The following is a 9,933-nucleotide window of genomic DNA, read 5'->3' as shown; positions in this document are numbered from 1 at the left end:
CCAAGGGAAACCTTGGTACTGCGCCATCTTAATTGCCAAAACGCATCAATAATGCTACATCTTAATTGCCGAAGAATGCTATATGTTATTTTTCTTAAAAATGTTGCATGAAAATTTGCTGATTACAGCAAGAAGTCGGCAATGCGCCCATAAGGCAGAAACTGTACTACCGAAAGATAGACAACGAGGCTTTTTACCGAAGCGTCATAGACAACTGCATTTGTTCCACGTTTCCTTGCAGCGTGGGATCGGATTCTTGCGCCACACTTACTACAGACGGCAACATAATGTCTGATTTCTTTTACTATGGGCTTCATTTCAGGAAGTGATATCACCTGTGTAACATAATCCAACACAAGTTCACTATCTTCGAGCGAGTTTCCGCATTCGTTACAGTAACTAGGGATTATGTTTTCAACGGAATCTGGACTTTCTGTTTTCAAAAGTGTACAGCCTTTGTGACCAGCTTGTCCGCCTGGCTTGAGACCGCTCGTTTTGCGTAGCGTCTTAGTGGGTCGGACGACTTCGTCCTTCATCTTCTCCTTGGAAGGTGGCGTGCTACTGTTGTTTGAGTTCTTGTCTGGTGTTTCGTACTTTGCAAGACGCTTTCTTAGATCCTCTATTATCGTATTGCGTTTGCTGAGCTCGGCGTTCAATTTGTTGATGTTACGGTTAAGATTGCATATAGTATCATGCTGCGAATCGATGGTTTTTTGCATCGACCCCAGCTTCTCGTTCATGCTTTTCAGCACATCGGCTATGTCCGTAACTGCCTGTTTCATAGATACAAAGGTACGAAAAATAGCTGAGATAAGCAAACAAAAATAGAATTATTTTCATACTTATTTTACTGATTGATAAGCATTTAACCAAGGTCATAATTGAGATTACCATTAGAAAGTGAAATTGGGCGGGCATTCGCTTCTATATAACATTTATCATCGCTGCGCCACAGAGAGCTTAAGATTGAGTCTGTCTAGTGTTTTTTGGGCCATGATAATTTTTCTTTCAAGGAGTTGCTTTTCATCAAGTCCGACCTTGCTTTCGTCATAATGATTCTTGGTCACTACCATTGTATAGAATATCTTGGCAATCTTATTCGCGGTCGCTACAATAGCTTGCAGATGACCACCTTTGGACTTCTGCCTCCTGAAATATATGCCGAGTCCCGTCTTGACACTTTTAACTGAGTTGGCACATAGCCTGAACACCTGTCCGACTCTGTTCTTCTGCTTGGGCACCTTGCTCGAGAGAAGTTTGCCACCTGAGATTTTGTTGTTCGGAACGAGGTTGCACCACTTGCAAAAGCTCTTGGCCGACGTGAACTTTTCTGTGAATCCGCTTCCTAGTTCCCCCATCAGTACTGCCAGCGCACCAAGACTCATGCCCGGTATCTCCATGGCGTTCACTCCCCACATGGAGAATGCATGCTTCTCCGCGTCAAAGGATATGGCGTTCTTTTTGGCCACCCGCTTTTTTGTCGCCGTATAGCCTTGCATATCCGTGCCGCATCCTTCCGTGTATTCGCCTAAAAGTCTGTCCATCTCCGCCTCGCAGTCGGCTATCTGGATGTGGATGTATTTGTAGAGATCATAGGACTGCTTGAGCTCAAAGAGATGAACGGCGTCCCAAGTGCCTTCGAGTGACTTCTCTATTGTTTCCTTGCTGGCCTTGCAGCGCGGGTCGACCAGTTGGACAAGCGACTTGGGGTCATGGTTGCCGTTCAGAATTGCCTCTATGATGGCTTTGCCTGATTTGCCGAGAATGTCGCTGATGACGGTATCCACCTTGATGTTCATCAGCACAAGCGACTTCTGCATGTGCTGGACTTCCTTGCTGGCACTGCGGAGCATGTTGTCACGGTGGCGGGCAAGCTCACGGATGCTGCGGGCTGCGGCATCGGGGTGGAAACTCGGCTTCAGCAGCCCATAGCTGTGCATGAGCATTATCCACTCGGCATCCGCCTCGTCAGTTTTCTTGCCAGAGACGTTCTTCACGTCCTTCGCATTGGCCAGAAGAACATCAAAACCTTTCTCCTCAAGGAAGAAATACAGGCCTACCCAGTAGGAACCTGTCGACTCCATCGCCACTGTGGTGATACCACAGGCCTTGAGCCATGAGGCAATCTCCTCATAGTCGCATGTGAAACTGCCGAAACAGCGGTTGTTTTCGCCATCACGGTCCTCGGGTACGCAGACTTGCATCTCACCATAGGCGATGTCTATGCCTGCCGCATTGGGATTGACTATCTTCAGCTTCAAGCCATCCTTCGTTTTTTCCTTTTCTGCCTTACGTGCCATAGCCTTTGATTATAAAACAGCAAGTCCGATGCTCCTAAAATATGTACTCTTCTATAAGGTCTCCAACAACCAATTATTACTCTACGAGCAGACGGGACCAAACTGAATATTGGACTCGAGAATCCATTGCCAATAATGGCCTACTTACTTGCCTATGCAAAGGTAACTACTTTCCCAGTGAATCTGTTGCGCAGGGATAGAAATGTTATTTCCCGTTTTGCTCAGGGAAAGGCCCCTGTGGTGAACTGAATAGTTACTAATTTTATGTTCAGGTTGAATAACATCTAAATCTGAAGTTTGCGGCTGTGAAGGGCTTTGATAATAGTCATTAACCGTTTTCACTTCAGAAACCTCTGCATTAGAAGATTTTATCTTTTGAATTTGCTTAGTAATTGCAGTTTCCTTTAAATCATTATCTTTAACTTGCACTTTAGGCAACTTAGAAAAGTCGAACGGCTTTTCATTATCTTCGAATATGCCATGTCTTTTTCCTATAGGTGAAAAAATCCATTCATCTATAGGCTCACCTGTCCTTTCTACCTTTACATGAAGTTCTTCAGGGGTCTCTTTTGCCCACTCTTCTAATCTCTCTTTAGAAATTTTAGCCTCTTCTTTAGAAACCGTACGCATCCAACCAAAGTTCTTGTCTGAAACAGGTGTCATATATAGAACCGTCGAATCTTTCAGAAAGTTTTCTATGCTACCACAGATATATATAATTTTTGCACGGGTGATTGGATTATTCAATGCATTTTCCAACTTGGTAACCCATCGAAGATTTTCTGGTCTGTTATTTGCACGGTTAGTGTCAATGTGGTCAACAACTAAATCTTTACTTTTTGGCTCTCCGTGAAAAGCAGTCGCAACTATACGGTGCACCCTTTCTTGAGAAATATACATATAGCCGTTCTCAATATGTTTAATTCCGAAAGTCCAAAATCCATCGTATTTTCGCTTTCTTTCACCTTTCTGTACGCGAAAAACAGCCCCGTTATCACGCACATGATAGGTTTCCCCTTTATATGTGCATGTAACTTCTACAGAATAATCATCATTAACTCCAATCATTTCTGAGTATTCTTCTCTATTTCATTACACACAGCTATGAAAGCTTGATATTCTTCTCCATCCATGTCGTAAATATTAATGACCTTAGTCATATCTTTGTCGAATAGGACTTTTGCAGTTCCCATTTGAACATTGCCATTATTGCTCTTAGCCCTATAACTAACCTTTGCCTTCATCCCGATGAATTCAGGATCTTTGGAGAACATCACTCTCATTTTTTCTGCAATGGTTCTTGCGTGTTCTGTTGCATCAGATTCGGCCTTTTTTGCTTGCCGATATTTCTCTTTTGCTTGATTTTGTTCATTCCGCCCGTATGATGTTTGGTAAGGACCTCCCCACAAGGCAATGCGAGACTGGGCTTCTTCCTTGTCACTTTTTGCCTGTTCTATAGCCGTACCGTCTTTTGCCAACTCTATAGTCAGTTCATAAAATTGTGGGTCGTCATAAGGAGTAAATGCACTGTCAACCTCAATCGATGCCAGATCATAGCTATCTGGTATGATAAGGGACTCCTTTATTTTAGCTTCAGACAGCTCTTTAGCTTTTTCCTCTGTACTCTTGGTGCATGATGAAAGCACAAATGCCAACAATGTTATAAATAACATGGCCGATGATAATTTTTCCATATTCTTCCTTTGATTTAGTGATTTATACTCCCCTCTTTCGACAGGGTTTAATTTTTGTTTAAGAATATAATTCAGAACAAGGAAGGGGAGTTCGCACTCACTCCTACCATGCCCAGACTTGCTATATAGCAAGCCTTTGTTGTTTTTGGTCTCCACAAAGTTACATATATTTTTTTATGCTGCCAACTTTTTTCTTACTTTAATACAGCTATACCGTATCACATATCGAGTACGCCGTTCTTCCCAAACTGCGATTTTTCAGTATCCATGTCTATTTTGCTTGTATCTAATCCTTAGAGCTGGAAGTGCCCGACTATTTTGTCATTACTGGAATTCATGACAAAACTTGCAAGAAGATTCCATAGCATATAAGGCAGACCATTAGGCGGTGTGCAGGTGTGCAAACCACGGGCTTGCCCCGGTACACGAGCAGTGCAGGGTGCAAGGTCACTATAATATATATAGGACCTCGCACCCTGCACTGCTTATGTACCAAAACGCAAGATAAAAAATTGTCTCTCAAATATTTGGTGGTTAGTTCATTTTTTACTAACTTTGAACCCAAATAAAAGAGATCTTTAAATTTCGGCTTGTTTACTGCCTTCGGGTGTGTTTTTCAAGTCATGCAGGGTTAGGAAATGGTCTGTAGAGGGTCTGTAGATGGTCTAAAAAACGGTACAGATACGGTACAACTCAATTCCTTGACTTTATAAGCAATTGAAATACAACATTTTAGCGGAAAAGGTGGGGGTTCCTCTCTCTCCGCTGAAACCTTTTTTGATAATCACCAAGTTATCACGAAGGAATTTTAAGGAATTCAGTTAATTGCCGTAAACTCAATGAGTTACGGCAATTTCCGTTTCTGAAGGTTGGAAAAATCAGGTTACTTGAAGATACCGACCGACGTCACGAGATACTCATTTTTTGGCTACATTCCGGCTACACCTCTCAAGACTCGAGAAAACTGTGTAGCCAAGAGTACGCAATGATTACGCAATGATTATCTGAAAACTCTGTTTTACAACAATTTAAGTTTAACTTTGCAGCCCAATAACAGCATCAAAGAAACGTGGCTACACGGATGTATGCTTTATCTTAAAGTTTTTAACTTAGAGCATGGTTTTTGGACCTGCAGTAAAAAAGTAGTTTTTATGAAATCAAATTTCAAGGCAGCCTTCTATCTTAGAAGCAACCACGTCAACAAGGACGGGAAGTCAATGGTGATGCTCCGCTGTTCTCTCAACGGCGAGCGTGCAAATTTCGGCAGCACCGGCATCGGTGTAGATCCGAAGGCTTGGAACAGCTCCAAGTCTCGTGTCAAAGGCAGGACCACGGAAGCCCTGTCAACAAATCTCCAGCTTTCCAATCTGGAGGACCTCGTACTCTCTATATATAATAAGTACGAGAATACCGATGAGTTGAGCCTCGACCGTATCAAGCAGGATTTTCTGGGCAAGACCGTCTCCACTGATACGATTATGGAGCTCTTCGAAACCCACAATGAGGATGTCAAGAAGCAGGTGGGCTACGGACTGAGCACCACCTCTTACCAGAAGTATGAGCTTGTCCGCAAGCGCTTCGCTGAGATGATAATGAAGAAATACCGCCGTAAGGACCTCCGCCTCACAGAGGTCACGCCTTTTGTCATCCACGACTTCGAGCTTTATCTGCGTACGGAGATCGGTCAGAGTGCCAACACTGCCACCAAGACTCTTAAGACCTTCAAGTCTGTCATCCTCTTCGGCCTTCGCAACGGCCTGACGACCAACAACCCGTTCGCCAACATCCGCTTCCACCTCAAGGCTGTTGACCGTGGCTATCTTGAGGATGATGAGCTCAACCGGCTCATGAACAAGGAGATTGAGAACAAGCGTCTTTCCCTCATCCGTGACCTTTTCGTGTTCTCCTGCTTCACCGGCCTTGCCTATATCGACCTGGCCAATCTGAAGGGTGAGAACATCGTGACGCTCAACGGCGTCGAGTGGATCAAGGGCCGTCGTATTAAGACAGGCACACTTATAAATGTAGTTCTGCTGGACATCCCCAAGCGACTAATCCTTAAGTATACTGATGACAAGCGCAGAAAGGAGTTTCTGTTTCCCATCATCTCCAATCAGAAGATGAACGCGTATCTGAAGGAAATCGCCGCTATCTGCAACATAGACAAGAACCTGACCTGCCATATCGCCCGCCACACCTTCGCTACGATGGCATTGAGCAAAGGAGTGCCTATCGAGTCAGTCTCCAAGATGTTGGGCCACACGAACATCCGGACCACACAAATTTATGCAAAGGTGACCGACAAGAAGATAGAGCACGACATGGAAGGACTGGCCGGGCAGATGGGCAAGTTCAACAAGTCAGCCGAAAACGGCCTGTTCGAGGATAACCTGGAATCAGACAAGGCTGCGAAGGCATAAAGCCTTCAGACTTCCCTATTTATCCCTATTTATCCCGATTTTCCCTGTAGTTTGCAGAATTGAGGATAGATCATTAACTTTGCGGAAAAATAAGATGTGCCGGCAAATACCATTGAGGCATCTAACTCTTTAGGAGTTGTTGAAGCGTTCTACAGGTATGAAGCCTACCAGGGCACAGGACAGTAAGTTAGCTCAGATTCAATCAATAGAAGAGACTGGAGGAACTCAAAAGCCTTCAGTCTTTTCGCCTTTTATGGTTCGTCCAATATTTTATGTTCTTTTTCTCGCATAAGCGTTATCATATTCGTGGTTCTAAAGATTGCCAACCCTTCTCTCAAAATAACAGTATCGGCGCTAACGAACCAATGGCGGAAGGGTCATTTTCCCATTACATTATCATATAAGAAGCATCGTCGATTTCCCGATTTATCCCTATTTATCCCGTTTTTCCCTAACGTTTGGATTGACAGAATTTTATTATTAACTTCGCAGAAAAACGAGAAAGCCATATGAATATGAAAGTTAGCGACAAAATTCTTACCATCAAGGATGTAGCAGAACTCTTCCACCGTGAGCAGAGTACAATCCGTAAGCGAATGTGTAACGGCCAGTTGCCCGGACGTAAAGTCGGAAGGAGCTGGTATGTTCTGGAATCAGAGCTGTTTGAGACGATAAAAAGTGTATAAGCAATAATAACAGACAATATGCAGACAAAAATGAAAGGAATCAATGAATTTTTCTTGTCAAGAATGGATGGGATGAACGAAGTGAAATTCAACGCTGAGTGCAGCCCCGACCTACTGATGACCGCACTTGGCTACCCCTGTATCAGGCAGGAGGGTGAAACGAAATATTACAGAGTCACCAACAGTGCCGGCAAGGTCTACGCCTTTACAGTCAACACCGTTAACAATACGTGGCTTTCCAAGGACAACAAGCGCGGCCGCACAACGGACCTGTTGCGCTATATGGACTATCTCCACCTTTCCCCTACCGACAACTGCACAGCTGAGACCTGCCTGCTCAATTCCCTATACAAGGATCTGATGTGTTTTGACTACAGAATAGCCTGTAATGACAATCCAATTGATATAAGCCGTTTTGACCGGGTCAACTTGACAGTCGGCAACAAGGACTCCATAGCCGTTCTCGCCCGTCATGGGATATCCATGAAGGCTGCGGAGCTGGCAAAGCTGAGAGAACTTGTTTTGTCTTCGTCGCAGGGAAGCAAGGAACGCCATCTTCTTGCCCTCCCTACAGACAATGGATGTATGACCGTGTTCGATGGCAAGGAAATACGTCCTTTTTTAAACACCGGTATCTCTATCATCCCAGCCAAGTGCAAAACCTTGTACTATAAGATTTTCGAGAACATGATGGACTATCTGGCCTATATCGAACTGGATTCACGCAGAAGCTGGCAGATGATGGGCATCTCTACGGCAATCATCCTCAATGGAGAGGATAATATAGAGGACGTGATAAGTTTCTTCAAGAAGAACAAGGGTGTAGAAGCCATTCAGTGCTACTTCACTGATGACATTCGGGGAAACAACCTCTATAGGTATTTGGCTCGTGAAGTCGGGAGACGGTTTATCCGTAATAAGTCGGAGGAGTTCTTCCCATTCCACTCACTAAGCGAGACCGTAAGGACTAAGGTCCCAACGATTGTAATTAAGCAGTTAGTCAAATGGAAGAAAACCGCCTGATGATTAACGCCATTGAGTTGTTCGTGTTATCATTAGACAATACATAATTTTGGTTAATACTTGTGTCTATCGCGCGATTTATTTATTGTCCAAGGACTTGTGAAAGCCCTTGGACATATTGAAATATCTATTGCTGGAGAACAAATACGGAATATTGCTTTTTGCTATTGACCCCTATTATTGCCCAATAATTTTTTGGGGAATATGAATATTTTCGTTACTTTTGCACCTAAACAAATTTATTCAATATGATAGACTTCAAAGAAATCCATAAAAAGCCGTATCATTTTACATTGGAACGCTTAGATCCTGAGAACGAGAATGTGCCGGAAGCCATCATTCCGGATGATATGAACCTGCACTTCACAGCCGAAGAAATGCTGATGTTACGCCGTTTCTACAAGGAACGTGGGCGTGATGTCGAATTTGAGGAATTCGAAGGCTTCGATGAAGACTCCTACGAGGATGACTGTGATATACTGCTCCAATACCTGTATATGTGCACTTCAAAGGAAATGCAGGACTATGCAGCTGCCCATCCTATGACGGACTTGGGCATTTATACATACCAGTTGTCTCAGAAACTCCCTTACAACCTTGATGACTACTGGATTTGTCCTCCGGATGAGCTTATTGACAATGTTCTTGACGACAATTTCATGGACTGGGTAGGAATAATGAATGAGCAGGACTTACAAAATGCCATGTTTGATGCGACTGCGGATATGGACTTTCCTAAAGACGATAACTGACTTTATCAGTCCTTCCTGTCAAGAATATCCTGAAACTGCGGATGCCTCTGGTACCAGACAACGGCGAATGAGCAGACGGGCAGGACTTTTAACCCTTTACTGACAGCATAGTCGTTGACAGCACTGACAAGCAGACTCCCCACACCTATCCCTTCCTTGTAGGCATACGTGTGGTCAATACTCAATACATTTCCCTTGAAGGAGAAATCCAGTCGGCCAACAAGTTCTTCACCATCATAGGCAAGCACTTTGCCGCCAGTATTCGTAGTTTCAATCTTCGTCTCCATATTGGGCACAAAGGTACGATATTTCCCCGACATTTCGGAGTTATTGTATTTCATACTCATATTATTATATATCTGATATTTCCAATTATTGCGTAGCGCTTCAAATGCTTGACTTCGCCCTTGCAGTCCTTGGACGAAAGAGCGAAGTGAAGCATTCAAGTACTTGTGCGCAAGGCGTGTGGCGGAAGAGCATCGAAGCGCAGCCTTGATGCCACTGTAGCCACTTGCCTTGCGATACTGTTGGTACTCCCATGCATTGCGTGGCGGATATTCCCAATCATTGCGAAGCACTTCAAAAGCTTGGCTTCGCCCTTGCAGTCCATGGACGAAAGAGGGAAGTGAAGCATTCAAAGGCTTGTGCGCAAGGCGTGTGGCGAAAGAGCATCGAAGCGCAGCCTTGATGCCACTGTAGCCACTTGCCTTGCGATACTGTTGGTACTCCTATGCATTGCGTAGCGGATATTCCCAATCATTGCGTAGCGCATCAGGAGCTTGACTTCGCCCTTGCAGTCCATGGACTAAAGAGCGAAGTGAAGCCTTCAAAGGCTTGTGCGCAAGGCGTGTGGCGGAAGAGCATCGAAGCGCAGCCTTGATGCTACTGTAGCCACTTGCTTTGCGATACTGTGGTACTCCAATGCATTGCATAGCTTATACTCCTATGCATTGCGTAGCGGATATTCCCAATCATTGCGCAGCGCATCAAGAGCATGACTTCGCCCTTGCAGTCCACGGACGAAAGAGTGAAGTGAAGCATTCAAGTGCTTGTGCGCA

General features: G+C 44.3%; 10 protein-coding genes. 4 read left to right on the top strand and 6 right to left on the bottom strand.

Going from position 1 to position 9,933, the window contains the following annotated elements; all coding sequences use genetic code 11:
• Window positions 1-122: 122 nt before the first annotated feature.
• The 4 genes from FYJ73_RS15170 to FYJ73_RS15155 form a co-directional block, all read right to left on the bottom strand.
• Complete coding sequence (locus FYJ73_RS15170) at window positions 123-782, bottom strand: DUF6444 domain-containing protein (protein ID WP_154535581.1); 660 nt, start codon at window positions 780-782, stop codon at window positions 123-125.
• 156 nt (window positions 783-938) lie between these two features.
• The gene (locus FYJ73_RS15165; RefSeq protein WP_154535580.1) at window positions 939-2,300 is read right to left on the bottom strand and encodes an IS110 family RNA-guided transposase; all 1,362 of its coding nucleotides are present in this window, start codon (window positions 2,298-2,300) and stop codon (window positions 939-941) included.
• Between the two features lie 144 nt (window positions 2,301-2,444).
• Window positions 2,445-3,368: an HNH endonuclease signature motif containing protein gene (locus FYJ73_RS15160; protein WP_154535579.1), complete on the bottom strand. Its 924-nt coding sequence runs from the start codon at window positions 3,366-3,368 to the stop codon at window positions 2,445-2,447.
• Window positions 3,365-3,994, bottom strand: a complete 630-nt coding sequence (locus FYJ73_RS15155) for a hypothetical protein (protein WP_154535578.1) — start codon at window positions 3,992-3,994, stop codon at window positions 3,365-3,367. Before FYJ73_RS15155 ends, FYJ73_RS15160 begins: the two co-directional genes overlap by 4 nt.
• A gap of 1,151 nt (window positions 3,995-5,145) precedes the next feature.
• Here FYJ73_RS15155 and FYJ73_RS15150 point away from each other — a divergent pair.
• The 4 genes from FYJ73_RS15150 (at window position 5,146) to FYJ73_RS15135 (ending at window position 8,875) form a co-directional block, all read left to right on the top strand.
• A complete protein-coding gene (locus tag FYJ73_RS15150; RefSeq protein ID WP_154533254.1) occupies window positions 5,146-6,414 on the top strand; it encodes a site-specific integrase in 1,269 nt (422 codons plus the stop codon).
• Between the two features lie 509 nt (window positions 6,415-6,923).
• Window positions 6,924-7,100 (top strand): helix-turn-helix domain-containing protein, encoded by a 177-nt coding sequence (locus tag FYJ73_RS15145; protein ID WP_154533255.1) that lies wholly within the window; start codon window positions 6,924-6,926, stop codon window positions 7,098-7,100.
• Window positions 7,101-7,172: 72 nt separating this feature from the next.
• On the top strand, window positions 7,173-8,123 hold the full coding sequence (locus tag FYJ73_RS15140; RefSeq protein ID WP_154535577.1) for a hypothetical protein: 951 nt from the start codon (window positions 7,173-7,175) through the stop codon (window positions 8,121-8,123).
• Between the two features lie 248 nt (window positions 8,124-8,371).
• Entirely contained in the window at window positions 8,372-8,875 is a 504-nt protein-coding gene (locus FYJ73_RS15135) for a hypothetical protein (RefSeq protein WP_154535576.1), read from the top strand.
• Window positions 8,876-8,880: 5 nt separating this feature from the next.
• On the opposite strand, the gene FYJ73_RS16060 is transcribed toward FYJ73_RS15135, so the two are convergent.
• Together FYJ73_RS16060 and FYJ73_RS15125 are read right to left on the bottom strand one after the other, a co-directional pair.
• Window positions 8,881-9,513, bottom strand: a complete 633-nt coding sequence (locus FYJ73_RS16060; protein WP_235899414.1) for a GNAT family N-acetyltransferase — start codon at window positions 9,511-9,513, stop codon at window positions 8,881-8,883.
• A gap of 90 nt (window positions 9,514-9,603) precedes the next feature.
• Window positions 9,604-9,807, bottom strand: a complete 204-nt coding sequence (locus FYJ73_RS15125) for a hypothetical protein (RefSeq protein WP_154535575.1) — start codon at window positions 9,805-9,807, stop codon at window positions 9,604-9,606.
• Window positions 9,808-9,933: the final 126 nt, after the last annotated feature.

The organism is Hallella mizrahii (assembly GCF_009695775.1).
GTDB lineage: Bacteria > Bacteroidota > Bacteroidia > Bacteroidales > Bacteroidaceae > Prevotella > Prevotella mizrahii.
Note: the sequence above shows the minus strand (reverse complement) of the source record. Positions and strands in the feature narration are given on the sequence as shown.